19 protein-coding genes and 1 pseudogene are annotated in these 22,966 nt (G+C 36.7%); 13 read left to right on the top strand and 7 right to left on the bottom strand.

Annotated elements, in window-relative coordinates; translation table 11 throughout:
• Nucleotides 1-215 precede the first annotated feature (215 nt).
• The 4 genes from F8162_RS24180 to narI are packed head-to-tail and all read left to right on the top strand — an operon-like array spanning nucleotide 216 to nucleotide 6,621.
• Nucleotides 216-3,899, top strand: a complete 3,684-nt coding sequence (locus F8162_RS24180; RefSeq protein WP_151630644.1) for a nitrate reductase subunit alpha — start codon at nucleotides 216-218, stop codon at nucleotides 3,897-3,899.
• Nucleotides 3,889-5,364 carry a nitrate reductase subunit beta gene (gene narH / locus F8162_RS24175; protein WP_151630643.1) on the top strand — a complete coding sequence of 492 codons (1,476 nt, stop codon included), beginning with the start codon at nucleotides 3,889-3,891 and terminating at the stop codon, nucleotides 5,362-5,364. Before F8162_RS24180 ends, narH begins: the two co-directional genes overlap by 11 nt.
• A gap of 19 nt (nucleotides 5,365-5,383) precedes the next feature.
• A complete protein-coding gene (narJ, locus tag F8162_RS24170; protein ID WP_151630642.1) occupies nucleotides 5,384-5,914 on the top strand; it encodes a nitrate reductase molybdenum cofactor assembly chaperone in 531 nt (176 codons plus the stop codon).
• 17 nt (nucleotides 5,915-5,931) lie between these two features.
• Nucleotides 5,932-6,621 carry a respiratory nitrate reductase subunit gamma gene (gene narI, locus F8162_RS24165; protein WP_151630641.1) on the top strand — a complete coding sequence of 230 codons (690 nt, stop codon included), beginning with the start codon at nucleotides 5,932-5,934 and terminating at the stop codon, nucleotides 6,619-6,621.
• 93 nt (nucleotides 6,622-6,714) lie between these two features.
• Here narI and F8162_RS24160 read toward each other — a convergent pair whose 3' ends face one another.
• On the bottom strand, nucleotides 6,715-7,407 hold the full coding sequence (locus F8162_RS24160; protein ID WP_151630640.1) for a Crp/Fnr family transcriptional regulator: 693 nt from the start codon (nucleotides 7,405-7,407) through the stop codon (nucleotides 6,715-6,717).
• A gap of 278 nt (nucleotides 7,408-7,685) precedes the next feature.
• Here F8162_RS24160 and moaA point away from each other — a divergent pair, with 278 nt between their 5' ends.
• The 8 genes and pseudogenes from moaA (at nucleotide 7,686) to F8162_RS24120 (ending at nucleotide 14,925) form a co-directional block, all read left to right on the top strand.
• The gene (moaA, locus tag F8162_RS24155; protein ID WP_151630639.1) at nucleotides 7,686-8,699 is read left to right on the top strand and encodes a GTP 3',8-cyclase MoaA; all 1,014 of its coding nucleotides are present in this window, start codon (nucleotides 7,686-7,688) and stop codon (nucleotides 8,697-8,699) included.
• A gap of 17 nt (nucleotides 8,700-8,716) precedes the next feature.
• A pseudogene (locus tag F8162_RS24150) lies at nucleotides 8,717-9,730 on the top strand (molybdopterin-synthase adenylyltransferase MoeB).
• Nucleotides 9,731-9,774: 44 nt separating this feature from the next.
• Nucleotides 9,775-11,064: a gephyrin-like molybdotransferase Glp gene (glp, locus tag F8162_RS24145; RefSeq protein WP_151630638.1), complete on the top strand. Its 1,290-nt coding sequence runs from the start codon at nucleotides 9,775-9,777 to the stop codon at nucleotides 11,062-11,064.
• Nucleotides 11,065-11,108: 44 nt separating this feature from the next.
• Complete coding sequence (locus tag F8162_RS24140) at nucleotides 11,109-11,579, top strand: molybdenum cofactor biosynthesis protein MoaE (RefSeq protein ID WP_151630637.1); 471 nt, start codon at nucleotides 11,109-11,111, stop codon at nucleotides 11,577-11,579.
• Nucleotides 11,576-11,809 carry a molybdopterin converting factor subunit 1 gene (gene moaD / locus F8162_RS24135; RefSeq protein ID WP_151630636.1) on the top strand — a complete coding sequence of 78 codons (234 nt, stop codon included), beginning with the start codon at nucleotides 11,576-11,578 and terminating at the stop codon, nucleotides 11,807-11,809. Before F8162_RS24140 ends, moaD begins: the two co-directional genes overlap by 4 nt.
• A gap of 80 nt (nucleotides 11,810-11,889) precedes the next feature.
• On the top strand, nucleotides 11,890-13,059 hold the full coding sequence (gene narK / locus F8162_RS24130) for a nitrate transporter NarK (protein ID WP_151630635.1): 1,170 nt from the start codon (nucleotides 11,890-11,892) through the stop codon (nucleotides 13,057-13,059).
• 271 nt (nucleotides 13,060-13,330) lie between these two features.
• Nucleotides 13,331-13,528 (top strand): PspC domain-containing protein, encoded by a 198-nt coding sequence (locus F8162_RS24125; RefSeq protein WP_064473971.1) that lies wholly within the window; start codon nucleotides 13,331-13,333, stop codon nucleotides 13,526-13,528.
• A 479-nt stretch (nucleotides 13,529-14,007) separates the two neighbouring features.
• Nucleotides 14,008-14,925 carry an AEC family transporter gene (locus F8162_RS24120; protein ID WP_151630634.1) on the top strand — a complete coding sequence of 306 codons (918 nt, stop codon included), beginning with the start codon at nucleotides 14,008-14,010 and terminating at the stop codon, nucleotides 14,923-14,925.
• Between the two features lie 223 nt (nucleotides 14,926-15,148).
• On the opposite strand, the gene F8162_RS24115 is transcribed toward F8162_RS24120, so the two are convergent.
• The 6 genes from F8162_RS24115 to ric form a co-directional block, all read right to left on the bottom strand.
• The gene (locus tag F8162_RS24115) at nucleotides 15,149-15,619 is read right to left on the bottom strand and encodes a precorrin-2 dehydrogenase (protein ID WP_151630633.1); all 471 of its coding nucleotides are present in this window, start codon (nucleotides 15,617-15,619) and stop codon (nucleotides 15,149-15,151) included.
• Nucleotides 15,612-16,322 carry a sirohydrochlorin chelatase gene (locus F8162_RS24110; protein WP_151630632.1) on the bottom strand — a complete coding sequence of 237 codons (711 nt, stop codon included), beginning with the start codon at nucleotides 16,320-16,322 and terminating at the stop codon, nucleotides 15,612-15,614. Before F8162_RS24110 ends, F8162_RS24115 begins: the two co-directional genes overlap by 8 nt.
• Nucleotides 16,319-17,743: a uroporphyrin-III C-methyltransferase gene (locus F8162_RS24105; protein WP_151630631.1), complete on the bottom strand. Its 1,425-nt coding sequence runs from the start codon at nucleotides 17,741-17,743 to the stop codon at nucleotides 16,319-16,321. Before F8162_RS24105 ends, F8162_RS24110 begins: the two co-directional genes overlap by 4 nt.
• Nucleotides 17,744-17,801: 58 nt before the next feature.
• Nucleotides 17,802-18,119: a nitrite reductase small subunit NirD gene (gene nirD / locus F8162_RS24100; RefSeq protein WP_151630630.1), complete on the bottom strand. Its 318-nt coding sequence runs from the start codon at nucleotides 18,117-18,119 to the stop codon at nucleotides 17,802-17,804.
• Nucleotides 18,120-18,134: 15 nt separating this feature from the next.
• The gene (nirB, locus tag F8162_RS24095) at nucleotides 18,135-20,540 is read right to left on the bottom strand and encodes an NADPH-nitrite reductase large subunit (protein WP_151630629.1); all 2,406 of its coding nucleotides are present in this window, start codon (nucleotides 20,538-20,540) and stop codon (nucleotides 18,135-18,137) included.
• Nucleotides 20,541-20,746: 206 nt separating this feature from the next.
• Nucleotides 20,747-21,454: an iron-sulfur cluster repair di-iron protein gene (ric, locus tag F8162_RS24090; RefSeq protein ID WP_151630628.1), complete on the bottom strand. Its 708-nt coding sequence runs from the start codon at nucleotides 21,452-21,454 to the stop codon at nucleotides 20,747-20,749.
• A 461-nt stretch (nucleotides 21,455-21,915) separates the two neighbouring features.
• On the opposite strand from ric, the gene F8162_RS24080 reads away from it, so the two are divergent.
• On the top strand, nucleotides 21,916-22,966 hold a 1,051-nt coding region (locus F8162_RS24080), incomplete at its 3' end, for an RNA-guided endonuclease TnpB family protein (RefSeq protein WP_225990180.1).

Genomic DNA, 22,966 nt, shown 5'->3' with positions numbered 1-22,966 from the left:
TTCTTTTGCAAAATAGTCGATACCTCAAAATACTATTCTCCTAATAATTTAGATAAACCATAAACTTTTACAAGGGAATAAAAGATTTTCTCACAAACTTATTTTCTACTGAATTTTTGACAATCTCTTGAACTGTGCGAAATGTCACATCTGTATTTTACAACCTCTTTTATAGTAAGGGTATGTAAGAGAGACGTATTAAAGGAGTGAACAGTATGAAGAAGAAACCTTCAGCACTAATGAGACGTTTAAAATATTTTTCACCAATAGATCGTTATAACGATAACTATACACAAGAAACATATGAAGATCGCGAATGGGAGAATGTGTACAGAAAGCGTTGGCAGCATGATAAAGTAATACGTTCTACACACGGCGTAAACTGTACTGGTTCATGTAGTTGGAATATATATGTGAAAGATGGAATTGTAACTTGGGAAGGGCAAGAGCTTAATTATCCGACTACAGGTCCTGATATGCCTGATTTTGAACCGCGAGGATGTCCACGTGGAGCAAGTTTTTCTTGGTATATTTACAGTCCACTTCGTGTGAAATATCCGTATGTACGTGGTGTTCTTTGGAGTATGTGGCAAGAGGAGTTACAAAATAACGAGTCACCATTAGATGCTTGGAAAAGCATTGTGGAAAACCCTGAAAAAGCACGTACGTATAAGCAGGCGCGTGGTAAAGGGGGATTCATTCGTGCGAATTGGGATGAAGTGTTACAACTCGTTTCAGCGTCATTACTATACACAGTAATGAAATACGGTCCAGACCGAAATGTCGGTTTCTCACCAATTCCAGCAATGTCGATGTTAAGTCATGCAGCTGGTAGCCGCTTTATGCAACTTATGGGTGGACCGATGCTTAGCTTCTATGATTGGTATGCAGATTTACCACCAGCTTCTCCGCAAATTTGGGGCGATCAAACAGATGTACCAGAAAGTAGTGACTGGTATAACTCTGGTTACATTATGACATGGGGTTCAAATGTACCGATGACGAGAACACCAGATGCACACTTTTTAGCAGAGGTTCGATATAAAGGAACGAAAGTCGTTTCTGTCAGTCCTGACTTCGCTGAATCTACAAAGTTTGCGGATGATTGGATTAGTGTGAAACAAGGTACAGATGGTGCACTTGCGATGGCAATGGGGCACGTAATCTTACAAGAATTTTATGTAGATAATCAAGTGGAATACTTCACAAAGTATGCGAAGCAATATACTGATTTTCCTTTCTTTGTCACATTGAAACAAAAAGGAGATCAATACGTTGCTGATCGTTTCTTAAATGCTTCTGATATTGGACGCGAAACGAAGTTAGGAGAATGGAAACCTGTACTTTGGAACGAGAATACGAATGATTTTGCAACACCTCACGGCACAATGGGGTTACGTTGGGATAACGAAAAGAAATGGAACTTACGTTTAGAAGATGAAGAAACAGGTGAAAAGATTGATCCACGTCTTTCTTTACTTGGAATGGAAGATGCTGTTGAAACGGTGCAAATTCCGTACTTCTCTGATGATGGAAATACAATATTAGAACGTACAATTCCAGTGAAAAAAGTTATGACAGAAGAAGGCGAAGTGTTCGTTACGACTGTATATGACTTAACGTTAGCAAATTACGGCGTGAACCGAGGGCTTGGCGGGCAAGAGCCGAAAGACTTCAATGATGACGTACCGTTTACACCTGCATGGCAAGAGAAAATGACAGGAGTAAAACGTGAGCTTATTATTCAAATCGCTCGTGAGTTCGCACAAAATGCTGTTGATACGAATGGTCGCTCAATGATTATTGTCGGAGCGGGTATTAACCATTGGTTTAACTCTGATACGATTTATCGCGCCGTTTTAAATCTTGTTCTTCTCGTTGGGGCACAAGGTGTAAACGGCGGTGGTTGGGCGCATTATGTTGGTCAAGAAAAATTACGACCAGCAGAAGGATGGCAAACAATCGCGATGGCAAAAGATTGGCAAGGGCCACCAAAATTACAAAACGGTACATCTTTCTTCTATTTCGTAACAGATCAATGGCGCTATGAAGATACACCAGTTGGACATTTAGCATCACCAGTGGAAGGCAACTCTCGTTATCAACATCACGGTGATTACAACGTATTAGCAGCGCGACTTGGCTGGTTACCTTCGTATCCGACATTCGAGAAAAATGGGGTTGAATTATATAAAGAAGCTGTTGCTTCTGGTGCAACAACGCAAGAAGAAATCGGAAAATACGTTGCACAAAAATTAAAAGATAAAGAACTGAAATTTGCGATTGAAGATCCTGATAATAAAAATAACTTCCCGCGCAACTTATTCGTATGGCGTGCAAACTTAATTTCAAGTTCTGGTAAAGGACATGAATATTTCTTAAAACATTTATTAGGTACAACGAACGGATTAATGAATGACGATAGTGATTCGTTACGACCAGAAGAAATTAAGTGGCATGAAGAAGCACCAGAAGGGAAGTTAGATTTACTTATTAATTTAGATTTCCGTATGGCTGGAACAGCGCTTTATTCTGATATCGTCTTACCTGCTTCAACTTGGTATGAAAAGCATGATTTAAGTAGTACAGATATGCATCCATTTGTACATCCATTTAATCCAGCAATCGGTTCACCGTGGGAAGCACGCTCTGACTGGGACATTTTCACTTCTCTTTCTAAAGCTGTGTCTGATTTAGCGAAGAAAATCGATCTTGAACCAATGAAAGAAGTTGTTGCAACACCACTTCTTCACGATACACCACAAGAATTAGCGCAACCACTTGGCAAGATTAAAGATTGGAGCAAAGGTGAGTGTGAACCGATCCCAGGTAAAACGATGCCACAAATTCATGTTGTCGAAAGGGATTATAAAACGATTTATGACAAAATGACTGCGCTAGGACCGAATACCGGAAAACAACCGATTGGTACGAAAGGGATTTCTTGGTCTGCAGAAAAAGAATATGAGCAATTAAAGAGCCGATTAGGAGTCGTTCGAACGGATTCTATTGCGAAAGGTTGTCCAGACATAAAAGAAGCAATCAATGCTGCTGAAGCGGTATTAACACTTTCTTCTACAACAAACGGTCATATGGCTGTAAAAGCATGGGAAGCACTTGAAAAACAAACGGATTTAAAACTACGTGATTTAGCAGAAGAACGTGAAGAAGAATGCTTCACATTTGAACAAATTACAGCGCAGCCAAAAACAGTAATTACTTCTCCAGCCTTTACAGGTTCAGAAAAAGGTGGACGCCGTTACTCGCCATTTACAACAAATGTGGAACGTCTCATACCTTGGAGAACGATAACCGGTCGACAATCGTTCTACTTAGATCATGACATGATGAAAGAATTTGGTGAAACGATGGCAACATTTAAGCCAATTCTGCAACATAAACCGTTCCGTAAATCACGGCCGGAAGTAGAAGGGAAAGAGATTACATTAAACTATTTAACACCGCATAATAAGTGGTCAATTCATAGTATGTATTTCGATTCATTACCGATGTTAACGCTGTTTAGAGGTGGTCCAACTGTTTGGATGAATAAAGAGGACGCTGAAGAAGCTGGTGTTGCAGATAATGATTGGATCGAGTGCTTTAACCGTAACGGAGTTGTTGTAGCGCGTGCTGTTGTAACGCACCGTATACCGAGGGGGATGGCATTTATGCACCATGCACAAGATCGTCACATTAACGTGCCTGGTACGAAATTAACAAGCACCCGCGGAGGAACGCATAATAGTCCAACCCGTATTCATGTGAAACCAACGCATATGATTGGTGGATATGGCCAATTAAGCTATGGATTTAACTACTATGGTCCGACTGGTAACCAGCGTGACTTAAACGTTGTAATTCGCAAACTGAAGGAGGTAGATTGGCTTGAAGATTAAAGCACAAGTCGGAATGGTAATGAACCTAGATAAATGCATCGGCTGCCATACTTGTAGTGTAACGTGCAAAAACACCTGGACAAATCGTCCAGGTGCTGAATATATGTATTTCAATAATGTAGAAACGAAACCGGGAATTGGTTATCCAAAGCAATGGGAAGATCAAGAGAAATATAAAGGCGGCTGGGAATTGAAAAATGGTGAAATTCAGCTGAAATCCGGTTCGAAAATGAAGCGCCTTATGAATATTTTCCACAATCCAGATCAACCAACCATTGATGATTACTTTGAACCTTGGAACTATGATTATGAAACGTTAACAAATAGCCCGCAGCGTAAGCATCAACCAGTTGCTCGTCCGAAATCAGCAATTACAGGTGAATTTATCGACAAAATTGAATGGGGTCCAAACTGGGAAGATGATTTAGCAGGCGGACATATAACAGGATTGCAAGACCCGAACGTAAAGAAAATGGAAGAAGAAATTAAAACGGATTTTGAAAATGTCTTTATGATGTATTTACCACGCATATGCGAACATTGTATGAATCCATCTTGCGTATCTTCTTGTCCATCTGGTGCGATGTATAAACGTGAAGAAGACGGGATTGTTCTTGTGGATCAAAATGCATGTCGTGCTTGGAGATTTTGCGTATCTTCTTGTCCGTATAAAAAAGTGTATTTTAACTGGCAAACAAATAAAGCTGAAAAATGCACAATGTGCTTCCCACGTATTGAAGCGGGGATGCCAACAATTTGTTCGGAAACATGTGTAGGACGTATTCGATATATTGGGGTAATGCTATATGACGCTGACAAAGTAAAAGAAGCGGCGTCTGTTGAAGATGAAAAAGATTTATATGAATCTCAGCTTACTGTTTTCCTAAATCCAAATGATCCAGAAGTAGCAGCTGAAGCGAAAAAACAAGGGATTCCTGAAGAATGGATAAAAGCGGCACAACAGTCACCAATCTATAAAATGATTATCGATTGGAAAATCGCTCTACCTCTTCATCCAGAGTATCGCACGATGCCAATGGTTTGGTATATCCCGCCGCTTAGCCCAATTATGAATATGGTGGAGGGGAAAGGTAGTAACTGGCAAGCAGAAGAGGTTTTCCCTGCTATTGATAATATGCGTATTCCAATTCAATATTTAGCGAATTTACTTACTGCAGGAGATGAGTCACATATTCGTCTTACATTGAAAAAAATGGCTGTAATGCGAACGCATATGAGAGCACTTCAAATTAATAAAGAACCAAATGAAGCTGTATTAAAAGAACTCGGTTTAACGAAACAGGATGTAGAAGATATGTATCGTCTTCTTGCGATTGCCAAATATAAAGATCGCTTCGTAATCCCAACGTCTCACCGCGAACAAGTTGCAGATTTATATAACGAACAAGGAAGCTGTGGTTTATCCTTCGCAGGTGGCCCAGGTTCTTGTATGACAATTTCTTAAATAATGGGGGCGGAAAAATATGAAACAAAGTTTACAAACTGCTTTTTCATGTTCTTCATTCCTTCTCTCCTACCCAGAAATCGGGTGGAGAGAAGCTTTAACTGAATTACAAGAAGAGGTTGAAGCGATTGAACAGGACGAAGTTAAAGCTTCACTTACAACATTTATAGAACAAGTACTAAATAAAACGAACGATCAACTCATTGATAGTTACGTATATACATTTGATTTTGGTAAAAAGACTAATATGTATTTAACGTATATGAACACCGGTGAACAAAGAGAAAGAGGTATTGAATTACTAGAGTTAAAGCAGCATTATAAAAAATCTGGTTTTGAAGTAACAGATAAAGAACTACCTGATTATTTACCACTTTTACTAGAGTTTTTTGCAAATGCAAATCAACAAGACAGTGAAGCAATTATGAGTAAATACAAGGAGAACATACAAGCATTACACGTTCAGTTAAAAGAAGCAGGTAGTATGTATGAACCAATTCTTGCGGCTGTTCTACTTGCTATCGATACATGGGGTGTACAGACAAATTAGAAAGGAGAGTTGTCAAAATGATGGATCAATTTCTATGGGTATTGTTTCCCTATATCATTTTTGCAATCTTTATCGGTGGACATATTTTCAGATACAACTATGATCAATTTGGATGGACATCAAAATCTAGTGAACTATTAGAAAAGAAAATGCTCCGGATCGGAAGTCTATTATTCCACTTTGGGATCATGTTCGTAATTGGCGGTCATGTTATGGGGGTTTTAATTCCAGAAGCTGTATATCGTTCAATAGGTATTTCTGAGCATATGTATCACACAATGGCAATTAGTTTCGGACTTCCGGCAGGTATTGCTTCTATCATCGGTTTAATTATATTAACGTACCGCCGCGTAACAGTAAAACGTATCATTGCAACGAGTACAAAGGGAGATTATATTGCGCTTATTTTATTACTGATCGTAATGCTGGCAGGACTTTCTTCAACATTTTTAAACATCGACTCAAAAGGGTTTGATTACCGTACAACGATCGGTCCTTGGTTCCGAAGTCTCTTTATTTTCCAACCGAAAGTTGAGTATATGACGGAAGTACCGGTATGGTTTAAAATTCATATAATTGCAGGTATGGGTCTATTCGCAGTATGGCCATTTACTAGACTAGTACATGTTTTTAGTGCCCCAATTAAATACTTAAGCCGTAGTTATGTGATTTACAGAAGACGTATTCCAAATGAATTGAAAAAATAATTTTGTTTTATATGTTTAGTAACTTATAAAGAAAGCTGAGATCTAATTGGAGACCTCGGCTCTCTTTATAAGTATAAGTACCTAAATAAGATGCTAATCAATGCTACAAACAGAAGCAGAGCAATCTTCACAAGCAATTTCACGTTTTAAAAATTGTAAATCGTGGATTGTAATCTTTCCTTTATGGATAGAAAGTGTACCTTGCTTTTTTAATTCATTTAACATTCGATTTACGCTTTCACGTGAAGTCGCACAGAAATTAGCAAGTTCTTGATTCGTTAAAGGTAAATCGATAAGAATCCCATTTTCTTTTAACACACCATAACTATTTGTCATTCGAATGAGAGTAGAATACAGGGCACCTTTTTTGCCGTGTAATACTAAATCTCGGAACTTCGTTTGCATTCTTCTTAAATGTTCACTAATCCATTTCATAAATTCAAATACAAGTGCGGGTTTTTGGAGTAATGCTTTTTCTAAGGTTTCACGCTTTATTACTCCTACTTCAACATCTTCAAGGCATTTTGAATTTAATAAATACTTCGCATTGTCCGTGAATAATGTTAATTCTCCAATAATGTCGTATGCCGAACAAATACGGAGTGTTAATTCTTGCCCGTCAGCACTTAGTTTACTAATTTGTACTTTTCCTGAGTGGATGATATAGAGTTCTGTTGCTTCCATACCTTCTTGAAAAATAAAACTCCCCTTTTTAATCTGCATTTTATATTCAACAGATGCAAGTAATTCCTTTAAATCTTGAGATAATGTCATACTGTTTGCCACAGCAATCACCTTTCTTCTTATAAGCAATACATTTCCTATTTTGAGTGTAAATATGCTGGAAATGCAAGAGCTATTTTAAAAATAAAGTGAAATTTCAATGACCGTAAGGAGGAGAGAATGAAGATGTGAACAAAATGCGAACAGATTTGTGAAGAATTTTTGAATGGGGAAAGTGATGTGAGAAAAGTCACATTGAATTTGTAGCTTATTTTTTATAATAAAGGCAAATAAAAAATTGAAAGCTTACTAAGGATTGCAGCAGAAAAGAAGGGATATAGATGCACGAGAAAATGAGAGATTCATTAGAACGACCGCTTCAAGATTTACGTATTTCAGTTATTGATCGTTGTAATTTCAGGTGCACGTACTGTATGCCTGCTGAAGTGTTCGGACCTGATTACGCTTTTTTACAAGAAGAGTTTTTATTAACGTTCGATGAAATAGAAAGATTAGCAAGATTATTTATAAGTATGGGAGTCAATAAAATTAGGCTTACTGGCGGTGAACCGTTATTGCGTAAAGACTTACCGCAATTAATCGCAAGACTTACAAAGCTAGAAGGCTTAAAAGATATTGGACTCACAACAAACGGAATTCATTTAGCAAAACAAGCTAAGGCGTTAAAAGACGCAGGATTAAAGCGTGTAAATATTAGTTTAGATGCGATAGAGGATCACGTCTTCCAAAAAATCAACGGAAGAAATGTAAATACAAAACCTGTACTGAAAGGAATTGAAGCAGCAAAGGCTGCTGGATTAGAAGTAAAGATAAATATGGTCGTAAAAAAAGGAATGAATGATAGTCAAATCCTTCATATGGCTCGTTATTTTAAAGAACAAGAAATTCAGCTCCGTTTCATTGAATTTATGGATGTAGGCAGTACAAACGGATGGAATTTTGAACAAGTGATTACGAAGGAACAATTAATAGAGAAGATTAATCGCGTGTATCCGATTGAGCCTGTTTCACCTCGTTACTTTGGAGAAGTTGCGAAATTGTATCGTTATGTAGGGAGCGATGCAGAAGTTGGGTTTATTACTTCAGTATCTGAGTCATTTTGTTCTTCTTGTACGAGAGCGCGTATTTCGGCAGACGGTAAGTTTTTCACGTGTCTATTTGGAACGAAAGGAACGGATTTGCGAACGCTTCTTCGAGAAAATATTTCTGATGCATCACTATTAAAAATTTTACAACATACATGGAGATTTAGAACAGATCGATATTCAGATGAAAGAACGGCGGAAAGTACAAATAAACGTCCAAAAGTTGAAATGTCATACATTGGCGGATAGCGAAAGGAGGATTCCCAATGCAAGAGCGATATGCAAGGCAAGTATTGTTTTCAGGAATTGGTGAAATGGGACAAAGAAAAATAAGAGAAAGGCATGTGCTCCTGATCGGAGCGGGTGCACTAGGAGCTGCAAATGCGGAAGCGCTCGTTAGGATGGGAATTGGGAAATTGACAATTGCCGATCGTGACTACGTCGAATGGAGTAATTTACAGCGGCAACAGTTATATACAGAAGAAGATGCACAGCAGTGTAAACCGAAAGCAATTGCAGCGGCAGAACATTTAAGAAAGATTAATTCTGAAGTGGAAATTGTACCAGTTGTAACAGATGTCACAGTACAAGAAATAGAAGAGTTAACAAAAGATGTGGGTCTCATATTAGATGCGACTGACAATTTCGATACGCGCCTACTTATAAATGACATTTCACAAAAAGAAAATATACCTTGGATATACGGTGGATGCATTGGAAGCTACGGCGTAACGTATACAATTCTTCCTGGGAAAACACCATGTTTTCGCTGTCTGATGGATCATCCTATGGGCGGTGCAACATGCGATACAGCCGGAATTATTCAGCCAGCTGTACAGATGGTCGTTGTTCACCAAGTAACAGATGCGATGAAAATATTGGTGGATGACTATGAGTCGTTAAGAGGGACGATGTTATCATTTGATATTTGGAACAATCAATATCTCTCATTAAAAGTAAATAGACAGAAAAAAAGTACATGTCCATCTTGCGGGAATTTACGGACGTATCCAAGTTTAACATTTGAAGCGCAGATGAAAACGGAAGTGTTATGCGGACGAAATACAGTTTAAATCCGTTCAGGAATAAAGAGAGTTCTTAATCTAAACGAAATTCAAAAACGATTACAAAAGAGCGTACATGTCAAAAAAACGCCGTACTTACTATCATTTCTAATTGATGAATATCGTTTCGTTTTATTTACAGACGGTAGGGCATTTATTCATGGGACAAATGATGTGAAAATAGCAAAACGATTATACGCAAAATATATAGGGTGAACAGAAAGTGAGTTTCTCCTTACTTAAAAAGAGGTGAAAAAAGAATGTTAGAAAAACGTATACCAATTCCAGTGGCAGAAGCAGTTGCGCGTGTAATGAAATATGCTTACCAGGGTGAAATAGAAAAGGTTTCTCTTTTAGATAGCTACGGTAGAACGCTTGGAGAAGATGTTATTGCAGATCATGATGTCCCGCATTTTGATCGCTCTCCGTACGACGGATTTGCGCTTCGAGCAGAAGATACAAAAGAAGCAAGTAGCAGTAACCAAATTCGGTTTGAAGTGATTGGCGAAATCGGAGCAGGCTTTGTTTTTGCAGAAGAAGTGAAACCATTTCAAGCTGTCCGTATTATGACAGGTGCGGCAATTCCAGCGGGGTGTGATGCAGTTGTTATGTTAGAGCTAACAGAAGGATTTGAAGAAAACGAAAAGACTTATATGAAATTAAAACGCTCCTTCGTCGCCGGTGATAACATTTCTTTTAAAGGAGAAGATGTAAAACAAAATAGCATTCTTGTGAAAAAAGGGACCGTTATTAATCCTGGAGCAGCAGCGCTTCTTGCTACGTTTGGTTATAGTTCCGTACATGTTGTAAAACAGCCGGTTATTGGAATTGTGACGACAGGGAGTGAACTGCTTGAAGTACATGAACAATTAAAACCAGGAAAGATTCGAAATAGTAATTCCTATATGATTGCTGCTCAAATTAAACGAGCGGGGGGAGTTGTGCAATATTATGGGCAATTCGCTGATGATTTAGATACGTGTTATAACACTGTAAAAAAAGCGATGAAAGAAGTCGATATTTTAATTACAACTGGTGGCGTTTCGGTAGGAGACTATGACTATTTACCTTCCATTTATGAGAGGTTGCAAGCTAATGTACTTTTTAACAAAATAGCGATGCGACCAGGAAGTGTGACAACTGTAGCTGAGGTAGAAGGAAAACTACTATTTGGTTTATCTGGTAATCCTTCTGCTTGTTATATCGGTTGTGAATTATATGTTCGGCCAGTCATTCGAACATACTTGCATAGAAAAGATTCACACGTATTTCGTGCAGAGGCGATTTTACAAAAAGACTTTCCAAAAGCAAACCCATTCACTCGTTTTGTAAGAGGAAAAGTGGAAATTGTAGATGGAAAATTGCAAGCGACACCAGTTGGTTTAGATAAATCTAGTGCAATTTCTTCACTTGCAGAGGCGAACGCATTTATTGTTCTGCCGGGAGGAACAAGGGGATTTGAAGCAGGAATAACGGTTTCGGTACTGTTATTAGAATCAAACGCTGGAAGTGAGTGGCCGTGGGAAGAAGCGCTTCGATCGTACAAATAATAGAAAAATAGATTGCTAATTTAAATGAAGATAAGAGGTGCAAGATGATACAAACGTATTATGAAGTGATTGATACACCTATTTCAATTGAGGAAGTTACAAACAAAGTAATTCGTCGTGAGTGCGGCGCAGTTACTACTTTCATTGGTACTGTTAGAGAATTTACGAAAGGACGTCGTACGCTTTATTTAGAGTATGAAGCATATAAAACAATGGCAGAAAAACAGCTTGAGAAAATTGGTACCGAAGTAGGAGAGAAGTGGCCTAGGACATATGTCGCCATTACACATCGCATTGGTATATTGCAGATTTCTGATCTTGCTGTTGTCGTTGCTGTTTCTACACCACACCGGAAAGCTGCCTATGAGGCGAACGAATATATTATGGAGCGTATAAAACAAATTGTTCCCATTTGGAAGAAAGAGTTTTGGGAAGATGGTGAATCATGGATTGGTGATCAGTTAGAGAATGTAGCATATGAGAATGGTGAGCCTGAAAAGGAGATGAGAATATGATTGAAGTACTATTATTCGCACATTTACAAGAAGAAGTAAGTAAGCCAGCATTACACATAGATTGTGAAAATATTACGGTTGCGAAGCTAAAGGAAGTACTCATTAAGAAATACAACGTAGCGATTTCAAGTGAGATTATGGTTGCTATAAATGAAGAGTATGCAAATGAGGATGACATCATTCAAACTGGCGATGTCGTAGCAATGATTCCGCCAGTAAGTGGTGGTTGATTCTTTTCAGCCTAATCATGTTAGGACGTGATTAGGCTGGAGGGAATGAATATAACTATGCATACATAGGAGGGAATAGAATGAAAAGTTCAAATTTTCAATTAAGTTTACAAACTTCTAATCTAGTTATCGGTTTTATGGTATGGGTCATTTTATCATCATTAATGCCTTATATTAAAGCGGATATTCCATTAACTGCGGGACAAATTTCAATGGTAACAGCAGTACCGGTTATTTTAGGTTCTGTTCTTCGCATTCCGATTGGTTATTGGACAAATCGTTTCGGAGCAAGAAAATTATTCTTTATTAGTTTTATTCTATTATTATTTCCTGTCTTTTATATAAGTGTTGCTAATTCAATGACGGATTTAATTATTGGTGGTTTATTTGTCGGAATCGGTGGGGCCGTATTCTCAGTAGGCGTAACTTCTTTACCGAAATATTTTCCTAAAGAGAGTCACGGTTTTGTAAATGGTATTTACGGTGTCGGTAACGCCGGAACAGCAATTACTTCGTTTTTAGCACCTGTCATTGCAACTTCAGTTGGCTGGAGAACGACAGTACAGTGTTATTTAGTTTTACTTGCAGCGTTTGCACTTATGAACTTTTTATTAGGCGATCGTAAGGAGAAAAAGGTGAATACACCATTAATGGAACAAATAAAAGGTGTATATAAAAATGAAAAACTTTGGTTTCTATGTATCTTTTACTTTTTAACATTCGGATCGTTTGTCGCATTTACAGTATACTTACCAAACTTCTTAGTATCTCACTTCGGATTAGAGAAAGTGGATGCAGGTATGCGGACTGCTGGATTCATTGTACTCGCAACAATGATGCGTCCGATTGGCGGTTGGCTTGGTGATAAATTTAACCCATTTAAAATATTAATCTTCGTATTTATCGGTTTAACACTTTCTGGTATTATTTTATCATTTATGCCTAGTATGAACGTGTATACATTTGGTTGCTTACTAGTCGCATTTTGTGCAGGTATTGGTAATGGTACAATCTTCAAACTCGTTCCAATGTACTTCTCAGAACAAGCTGGTATTGTAAATGGACTCGTTTCAGCTTTAGGCGGACTAGGAGGGTTCTTCCCGCCATTAATTTTAACTTTACTATTCCAACTAACAGGTCATTATGCAATTGGATTTATGGCATTATCAGAAGTCGCACTTGCTTGTTTAATCATTACAGTGTGGATGTATAGTCAAGAAAAACTGTTAGTGATGTTAAAGAATCATTAAAAAAGAAAAAGAGCCGTCCCGAAGTATTTTGGGATGGTTCTTTTAGTAATAGGCTTCAACTTGTTTTTTATTGATATCTTAACAAATGTTTGTTTTCTAAAATAATGTGGTTTTAAAATGAAAAACAGAAGGAGAATGGAATTTTATGTTAAAATATAAATATCAGATGTTATTCAATTAAAGGGCAGGTTAGTTAAAGAAAGTTTAAATTTCTTCCAAAGATCGAACTAATTTTTAACATACAAATATTTAATTGGATCGGGGTGTTTAGATGAAAAAATTATATAAGTCCACTCAAGATAAACAAGTTTCAGGTGTGTTAGGTGGCTTAAGCGACAAGTATGGAATTGATGTAAGTATTCTTCGCATAGTAACTGCATTATCAGCTTTTTTTACTAGTGGATTTACAGTGTTACTTTATATAATTGCTGCAATTGTTTTACCTACAGATAAAGAAATTAAGCGATAAATGTATAAAATTAAATCGAATTCCACAATGGGGAACTTTAAAGGAACGAGTAGATAAAGGTACTTCGCCTCTTACACGTCTAGTGTAAGAGAAAGGGACTTTGCCTTTGTCGGAATATATCGAGAATGAAAATAATAACTTTTGAATTAAACGATGACTATTGATTGCTAATGAATCGATTAATAGTCGCTCCTTTCTAAAAGTTATATATTAATATATTCAAAGATTCTGAAATTAAATAGCGCATGGAGGTATCTATAACAAGAAAAACTACATATTTTTTTAGGCCCAGATTTTTGGGTAAGGCTAATGGATATTGTGAAAAAGTACACTTAAAATAAAGAATACAGTTTAGGTTGATAAGATAAAATTATGAATTTGTATAAATAATCCATAATTTTCTTTGTGAATCATATTTGATATGTTAAAGAAAAGAGAGCGTTTAATCCAACTAAAATATATGTAGAATGAGGTTTTAAATGTTTATTTTTATTATATTAGACGTAATATTACCAATATTAATATTGATGTTAATTGGTGCAATCTTACAAAGAAAGTTCCAATTTAACTTAAAGCAGCTATCTACACTTATTAATTATTGCTTGATGCCAGCGGCTGTATTTGTGAATATATATGATATTAGTATAGAAACAGGCTTGTTGCTCCAGATCATGTACTATTTAATGCTTTATAGTTTGAGTCTAATGCTAGTAAGTCATTTCATTTCAAAAACATTAAAGTTAGAAAAAGGAGAAAGTGCAGCTCTAAAAAATAGCATTTCGTTAATGAATTCCGGTAATTATGGATTACCAGTAAGTCAATTGATTTTCAGTCACAATCCAGTGGGGGTTTCCATTCAGATTTTCATTGTAATTTTCCAGAATCTTTTAACTTATTCATATGGGATATATAACTTACTATCAGCAACAAAAACAATCGGAGGTATTATTCAATCATTTCTAAGACTGCCTGTATTTCATGCGCTCGTACTAGGGATTCTCTTTCAATCGTTTACAATTCAAATACCTAATTCTATCTTTCTACCTCTTAATCAGCTTGCGAATAGTTTTGTTGCAATAGCACTCATATTGCTAGGAGCGCAATTATCCAACATTAAGCTTAATTTTTTCCATCGAGTCATAACATGGGCTTTAATTGGAAGATTATTGATGGGACCATTGTTAGCACTTGCCATGATATACCTACTAAACATTGATGGTATTGTTGCACAATCATTATTTATTGCAAGTTCTTTTCCTACTTCAAGAAATACATCAACCATTGCTATGGAGTATCAAATAGAGCCTGAATTACATGCACAAATCGTTTTATTTTCAACACTTTTCAGCATTATTACAGTAACTGTCGTTATTTATTTGTCATATATTTTGTTTTGAATATACGTGCAAAAACGAATAGGTTTGAGGCGATAAATGATGGACAGAAATCTCATCGATATGAGAAGAAAACAGTCTTTGATATATTAGGTGTCGTTTACAATTGTACCATGCCTGATAATTAAGCGGCTTAATTCAAAAAAGGAACCAAAACAAAAAGAACAAACGCTTCTAAAAAACGTTTGTCCAAAGGTAATTACTATTTTAGCTAAGAAATAGATTATTATTTGTGAGTACGAGAAAGCTTTTTTATAAGTTTAGGAAATATAGATATTAGTTCCTGCTTCAAACGCTTTGTAAACGATGGATCTTTACCTGAGGTTGAAATAGTGACAACATATTCATCATGTCGGATGACACCAGGTGTGTGAAACGATGATTTTGTACCATCACTTACAACATTAACCCATTGAAAATCATGGGCAGCTTGTTTGATCATCATATTTATTGCATGTTGATTAGTAGCTGCATAAATAAGGTGAGCATCTTTAATATCATCATTAGAAAAAGTTTTTTGCTTCCAAGTAATAAAAGGAAGTTCCTTGATTTCCTCGCAAATTTCTGGGCTAATAATGGTGACGAAAGCGCCTGTATCTTTTAATCCAGACGCTTTTCGATATGCGATTTTACCTCCACCAATGATAACGACCACTTTTTTATTTAAATTAAGCATAAGAGGGTACATGTTATACATACACACATGCCTCCATTCGTTCTAATAATGTTAACTTCATATATGTATCAAACTGAAGGCAGTTACAAGTCGTAACGTGATCATATTTTCTCGTATGCAATTTAATTTTTTGAAGCAACAATCCGGTAAAGAGAAGATACGGCATGACGTATACATAGGACGCAGTCGATGTTATCTTCTTGAGCTCAGCCGTAAAAGAGGGCGTTCCTTTCGTTAAAAAGGAGCACGATACAGGCATACCTAGTTTTCGTTCGACAGCTGCTCCGATTTGTTGTAACTCATGTACCGGCTGTGGATCACTGCTACCTCGTCCTACGAGTAAAATACTACTACCTTGCATTGGCATCGTTTCACGTATTCTTTTTACTACAAGTTCCACCATATGTGGATGTGTACTAAAGGGTGGTACAACTGCAAATGTGATTTGTGGATATTCCTTTTGTAGTTGCTCTATTTCAAAAGGAATATCACGTTTATAGTGAGCTGCTGCAAATAATAAAACAGGTACAATCATTATTTCAGTTGCGCCCTCTAGTATCGTTTCTGTAACTGCATCTGAAATGGTAGGTGTTGTTAGTTCTAGAAAAGCTATTTTTTGAATTCTTTCGTTACGTTCTTTCATAACAGATTGAATAAAGTGAATGAATTGTTCATTACCTTCTTGCAGGCGACTCCCGTGTCCAACATATACAATTGCTTTCATCGCAGCACCAAATCTTTCTTCATAATTATGTCCTGTAATTGCTCATCTACATGATGAAATCCGATTTTATTCGCATAGTGTAAAGTTGCAGCCTCGGTATACGAGAAGGGAAGAGTAAGAATATCACTAAAGCCAAGTCGTTTTATTTCTGATAGAAACGTATCAATTGAGGCACGCCCTTCAAACACAATACTATCCCATGAGAATTCAGAAAGCATACGAGAATGCACTTCATCGAAACGATGGTCAATTGTATACGCATGAGTCATCATGTATGATCCGGCACCAATTTTCTCTTGTATAAAAGCAATTCGATTAATATTTCTTCCTAAATAAACAGTAGTATCGGAAGAGTACTCTGCTTGTTTACTTAGTAGCCCATATTGCATAATTTTTTCTTGAGTAGCAACGTTCATATGTTGTAGTTGCGCCTGTAAAGAACGAATATCTTTTTGGTGTTTACTACATGATCGCATCAATATTTCTACACTTTCAGCTGAACAAAAAACAAGGCGATCAACATTAAAAATTTCATTGATTTGTTCAAATGTTAATGTGTATTCTACCTTTTTGAAAGTTGGAATTTGATATATTTCTGCACCGGCTTCTTGTAACTTTTGCTTCATTAAACTCGTTTTATTCGTTGCGGATGCAAATAAAACTTTTTTACCATGTAATGGTTTACGCTCTTTCCAAGCTATTTGATCTCGTAATGAAACGACATCACCAACAATTGTCATAGATGGATTTGAAATATTCTCGTTTTTGACGATAGGAACAATGGTTGAAAGAGTTCCTGTGACAACGCGCTGTTTTCCAGTTGTACCCCATTCAATGATTGCTACTGGCGTATCGTCTTTTTTTCCTGCTTGTAGTAAGTTTTCACAAATTGTAGGTAAGTTTTTTATACCCATGTAGTAGGCGATTGTGTCACTATTGTGGGATGCATTATATGTTCCATGATCGGTTAAAGGACCTTTTGCATGCCCAGTTAGTAAAGTGACGCTATTACTGTAGTTACGGTGGGTGAGGGGGATACCTGCATAACTACTAGCGGCGATGCTAGATGTAATACCTGGTACAATTTCATATGGAATGTTCGCTGCTGCTAAAGTTTCTGCTTCTTCACCAACACGGCCAAAAATAGATGGATCTCCGCCTTTTAATCGGACAACGATTTTTCCTTCTTTCGCAAATTGAACGAGGTGGGCGTGAATCATTTCTTGTCGCATAATATGATTCTTTGGCATTTTTCCGCAATAAATAAGTTCACATGTTTCTTTTGTATAACTAAGAAAGAAAGGGTTTAATAAACGGTCATATAAAACGATATTTGCACGCTTTAAACAATCTATCGCTTTCTTTGTAATAAGCCCTTCATCACCTGGTCCTGCACCAACTAAATATACAAATCCGTTCATAATCGCACCTCATCTATTTTTATTTAAAAGGAAGCCAGAGGAGGCTTCCTTTCGAAAATTACATGTATAAATAAATGTCACCATCAATAACTTCTACTTCGTATGTTTGGATACAGCCGTCATCAGGTTTTTGAACTTCACCTGTAATTAATGAGATTTTCCAATCATGCAGTGGACAAAAGACGAATTCCCCAGATACAATTCCTTCTGCTAATGGTCCGTTTTTATGAGGACAACGATTTTCTACAGCTCGAATATCACCATTTGAAAGGCGAAATAGGGCGATAGACATACCTTTCATTTTTACCTCTTTACCGATTTGAATAGGAAGGTCTTCTGCACACATAACTTTTATTTTTTCTTTCGTTTGTATCATATAGATCACAGCTCCTTAGTTCACAGTTTCTACTTCATACATCGCTTTTAATGACTTCGTTTCTAGTGCTTGTCCCCAAGCTTCCGTATATGTGCTACGAGCTGTTTGGAAACTTTCATTTAGCTTAGTAACCATACTTGCATCTTGTAGTATTTCTTTTATGTGATCGAAGCCTAAACGTTCTGTCCAGTAGGCAGTACGCTCTCCGTAAATACCAGTTTCACGATAATATTGCATGTAAGCTGTAGCGATGCGAAGGACATCATCTTCAGTAGGGACGATCATTACAAAATCAGCTTCGCGTACTTCCGTACCACCATTTCCGCCAATATAAAGTTGGTATCCATTTTCGACACAAACAACGCCAAAATCTTTCGTTAATACTTCCGCACAGTTACGCGGACACCCTGTTACACCCATCTTCATTTTATGTGGTGTATCTACCATTTCTAATGATTGTTCAAGTAACATACCAAGTCCTAATGAATCTTTCGTACCGAAACGGCAGAAGCGAGAACCAACACATGATTTTACATTACGAAGCGATTTTGAATACGCATATCCCGAAGTCATGTTTAAGTCAGCCCATACGTTAGGTAAATCTTGTTTCTTAACACCATATAAGCCGATTCGGCTCGCACCTGTAATTTTTACAAGAGGTACTTCGTACTTTTTCGCAACTTCAGCGATTTTCATTAAATCATCTGCTGTTGTAACACCACCGTACATACGTGGAATAACAGAGAATGTACCATCGTGCTGGATGTTACCGTTCATCCTTTCATTAACGAAACGAGATGATTTATCGTCTGCATATTCTTCTGGAATTGCCATTCGTAAATAATAGTTCAAAGCAGGACGACATTTTGAACAGCCGTCTTCATGTACAAAACCAAGAACATTTCGTACTTCTTTTGGAGATTTTAAACCTTTCTCGTGAATGGCAGCTACGACTTCATCACGTGATAAAGTTGTACATCCACACATACCAGCAGACTGCGCAGAAGCATCAAAAGCATCTCCGAGTGTATGAGATAAAACTTGTTCCACAAGCGGACGACATTTACCACAAGATCCTGCGGCTTTCGTGCAGCCTTTTACTTCTTCAAAAGTAGTTAATTCTTGTTCTAAAATGGCATGAACGATTGTACCTTTCGTAACACCATTACATCCACAAATCGTGTCATCCGCACTCATTGTAGCAACGTCAAGTTCACTTTCTTCACCAGCTTTGTGAAGAAGGGAAGCGGCTGTATATTCTTTTATATCTTCTTCTTTCTTTAACATGCTAAAGAGGCGTGTACCATCAGCTGTGTCACCATATAAAACGATACCGACGACTTTATTGTCGCGAATTAATACTTTTTTATAGGAACGTTTACATTCATCAAAGATTGATATTGCTTTCGTCTGTTCATCTTCATAAATTTGGCCAGCAGAGAATAAATTACAACCAGCAACTTTTAATTGCGTACCAACGATACTGCCTGTATATCCATTCGTTTGTAAATTTGTTATATGTTTCGCTAATATTGCACCTTGTTCATAAAGAGGAGCAACAAGTCCATATGCGATACCATCATGTTCCGCACATTCGCCAACTGCATAAATGGATTTATCATTTGTTAGCATATAGTCATTGACTACAATACCTCGATTTACAAGTAAACCAGCATCTTTTGCTATTTGCGTATTTGGGCGTATTCCGACAGCCATGACGATTAAATCACAATCTACAACTTCACCATCTTCAAATTGAATGCCCTCAACATGGTCTGTACCAAGAATTTTTACCGTTTTCTTTTCCATGAGAAACTTCATGCCTTGCGCTTCTAAATCTTCACGAAGAAGAGAAGCTGCTTTCGTATCTAGTTGTTGCTCCATTAAGCTAGGCATTAAATGAACAACATGTACGTCCATTCCTAAGTCAATTAGACCTCTTGCGGCCTCTAAACCAAGTAACCCGCCACCAATGACAACGGCCTTTTTCTTTTCTTTAGCGGTATCAATCATAAATTGTGTATCTTCAATAGTTCGAAATCCTGTTACACCAGGAAGAGTGGAACCTTCAACAGGTAAAATAAAAGCACTAGAACCTGTTGCTATAATGAGCTTGTCATATGTAAGAGTACGATTCTTTTCTGTAATAATAATTTTTTCTTCTCGTTTAATACTTTGAACTCTTTCATTTGTATACAAAGTTATTTCGTTTTCTTCATACCAACTGTATTCGTTCATAATGATATCTTGCATATTTGTTTTGCCTTGTAAAACATGAGAGAGCATAATGCGGTTGTAGTTTGGATGCGGTTCATCTCCAAAAATAGTAATCTCATATGAACCACTATTATGTTTTAATATTTCTTCCATACAACGTATGCCCGCCATACCATTTCCGATCATAACTAAACGTTTTTTCATTTTCATTTCCCCTTTTATGTGAAATGTTGAACAAAGGATTATATTTCTATTATAGAAAATCAAAAAAGGGGGAGATGTGATATTTATCACATTTCTATAATGATTCACAAATTGTTAAAATTCGAGTTTGTGTGAGGGGGATGTGGATAATTTTACAAAATGAAAAAGCAGGACATAAGTATTTACACTCATGTCCTGCAATTGATTTATGCTTTTGTAATGGCACGTGGAAATAAAATATTATTTTCTAAATGAATATGCTCAAATAAATCAGACTCTAGAGCTTCAAGACGTTGGTAGACAAGTCGATAAGTACCGCAAGCGCCTTCTGGAGGAGTAAAGTCATTTGTCACTTTACGAAGTTCTTTTATAATATTTCCAGCATGATTGTGCTCATTTTCTAGTTCATCTACTACTTTACGTAACTTTGCATAGTTTTCATCAGTTGGATTTTGTTCAAATTCTAAAATTAATGGGAAGTCTTCCGTTTCTTCTTTAATTAAATGCTGTTCTAACTCCATTTTAAGTTCATGAAATAGCTTATGAATTTGAGCTAAATGAGGCTGATTTGCTCCATGAACGCGTAATACTTTCGTCACATACGGACTTAGCTGTGGTAACTCTTCATTTAAATAACGATGATGCTTATTAATTACATAATCAATCAATTCAAGATAAGAAGCATTTTTCCAATCAATTTCAGATTCATTTAATCGTTTCGTATTATGATAAAGCGTATTTAACTCTGTAATTACTTCAGTAGCTGACAAATTTCTTTCATGAATTGCATCAATAAGTGGCTTATTACCACCACAACAAAAATCTATTCTATATGATTTAAAAAGATCACTAGCTTTCGGAAATTGCGTAACAATCTCACCAACAATTGAAGTTTCAGTAAATGTATGTTTCATATGAATGCCTCCATAAAGTTTAAATGTAATATCTAAATTAAGAATAGCGATAAATGAAAAACGATGTGGTGATTGAAATCACTTATAATGTGTCAGTTTTGAGAATAATAGGAGTGACATTTAACAGAGGACATTATAGAACCGATAGCGAAGAATTTTTGAATTAGGAAATTATTCAAAGGGCATTATTATGATATAGATGATTTGCAAATTTATCCTTTTAAGCAAGAAGACTCCATCTGATTTGTGTTGCGGGTGAAACCCAACAATTCAGGTGGAGATGAATTGCCGTCAGAAGGTAGTCTGAACTCTATTGTTTTTTGTCTTACGATACAATCTGCCCTTAGATAAGGAGGGAATATATCTTAAGATAACGAAATTGGATAATAATAATCATCATGCGGTTACTTGCCCAAAAAGAAATAATTTTAATGAACTCTCTAAGAAAGGTGGTGAAAACAATGGCTAGAAAGAAAGCAGTGAAGGTATTACGTAAACAAAAGAAACGAGAAAATATACAACGATTCACGCAGAAACAAAATATCGGACGAGCTTGCCTGACTGCAAAAGAATTTCGTTTACTTCAGCGCATGTCACATAGTTCAAAAGCGTTGCGAAATGTTGGATTGTACACGATGAAACAAAGTTATTTGAACCATAGTAAAATGGCTACTGTAAAAGAAGTCGATACTGCCATGCAAGCCGATATGAATTACTCGGGCATGCAATCAAACTCTGTTCAAGCAATCCGTAGAGCCTTGTATGCAGAAGTAAAAAGCTTTTTTAAAGCGTTAGAACAGTGGAAGAAAAAACCTGAAGCATTCACAGGTCGTCCTAGGTTTCCGAATTATTCTCGTTCAACTGACAAACGAATTATTGAAATCTATCAAGTTCCAAAAGTAGATGATAACGGGTATTGGATGATTCCGATGAATGTGGCATTCAGAAAAAAATACGGTTCCATTAAAATACGTATGCCTAGAAACATAAGAAATAAAAAAATCTCCTACATTGAGATTGTACCGAAGCAAAAAGGTCGGTTCTTTGAGGTGCATTATACATATGAGATGCACGTTTCTCAAATGAAGAAGCAATTCACGACGACGAGTAACGCTTTGAGTTGCGATTTAGGTGTCGATAGATTATTAAGTTGTGTAACAAATACAGGCGATGCATTCTTAATTGATGGGAAAAAATTAAAATCTATTAACCAGTACTTCAACAAAATGATACGTAATCTGCAACTGGAAAATATAGAAAATGGACTTTCGAAACGGGTTGTAACGAATGAAATGGCTGCACTTTGGCATAAACGGGAAAGACAAATAAGTGGTTACATTTCACAAACTGTAGGCTTGTTGTTCAAAAAAGTGAAAGCATTCGATATAGATACGATTGTCGTAGGGTATAACACGGGTTGGAAACAAAAATCTGATATGGGAAAAAAGAATAATCAAAAGTTTGTTCAAATTCCATTTCATAAACTGATTGCAGCGATTGAGAATAAATGTG

The organism is Bacillus sp. CH140a_4T (assembly GCF_008923725.1).
Classification (GTDB): Bacteria; Bacillota; Bacilli; order Bacillales; family Bacillaceae_G; genus Bacillus_A.
The sequence above is the reverse complement of the archived record's forward strand: the minus strand, read 5'-3'. Positions and strand labels throughout refer to the sequence as shown.

Excerpts from the sequence above, each read along its gene's own strand:
- narK (WP_151630635.1), top strand. The coding sequence starts at position 11,890 with ATGAAAAGTTCAAATTTTCAATTAAGTTTACAAACTTCTAATCTAGTT.
- narI (WP_151630641.1), top strand. The coding sequence starts at position 5,932 with ATGATGGATCAATTTCTATGGGTATTGTTTCCCTATATCATTTTTGCA.
- F8162_RS24125 (WP_064473971.1), top strand. The coding sequence starts at position 13,331 with ATGAAAAAATTATATAAGTCCACTCAAGATAAACAAGTTTCAGGTGTG.
- F8162_RS24140 (WP_151630637.1), top strand. The coding sequence starts at position 11,109 with ATGATACAAACGTATTATGAAGTGATTGATACACCTATTTCAATTGAG.
- narJ (WP_151630642.1), top strand. The coding sequence starts at position 5,384 with ATGAAACAAAGTTTACAAACTGCTTTTTCATGTTCTTCATTCCTTCTC.
- moaA (WP_151630639.1), top strand. The coding sequence starts at position 7,686 with ATGCACGAGAAAATGAGAGATTCATTAGAACGACCGCTTCAAGATTTA.
- nirD (WP_151630630.1), bottom strand. The coding sequence starts at position 18,119 with ATGATACAAACGAAAGAAAAAATAAAAGTTATGTGTGCAGAAGACCTT.
- F8162_RS24105 (WP_151630631.1), bottom strand. The coding sequence starts at position 17,743 with ATGAACGGATTTGTATATTTAGTTGGTGCAGGACCAGGTGATGAAGGG.
- F8162_RS24120 (WP_151630634.1), top strand. The coding sequence starts at position 14,008 with ATGTTTATTTTTATTATATTAGACGTAATATTACCAATATTAATATTG.
- nirB (WP_151630629.1), bottom strand. The coding sequence starts at position 20,540 with ATGAAAAAACGTTTAGTTATGATCGGAAATGGTATGGCGGGCATACGT.
- F8162_RS24115 (WP_151630633.1), bottom strand. The coding sequence starts at position 15,619 with ATGTATAACATGTACCCTCTTATGCTTAATTTAAATAAAAAAGTGGTC.
- F8162_RS24180 (WP_151630644.1), top strand. The coding sequence starts at position 216 with ATGAAGAAGAAACCTTCAGCACTAATGAGACGTTTAAAATATTTTTCA.
- F8162_RS24110 (WP_151630632.1), bottom strand. The coding sequence starts at position 16,322 with ATGAAAGCAATTGTATATGTTGGACACGGGAGTCGCCTGCAAGAAGGT.
- ric (WP_151630628.1), bottom strand. The coding sequence starts at position 21,454 with ATGAAACATACATTTACTGAAACTTCAATTGTTGGTGAGATTGTTACG.
- moaD (WP_151630636.1), top strand. The coding sequence starts at position 11,576 with ATGATTGAAGTACTATTATTCGCACATTTACAAGAAGAAGTAAGTAAG.
- glp (WP_151630638.1), top strand. The coding sequence starts at position 9,775 with ATGTTAGAAAAACGTATACCAATTCCAGTGGCAGAAGCAGTTGCGCGT.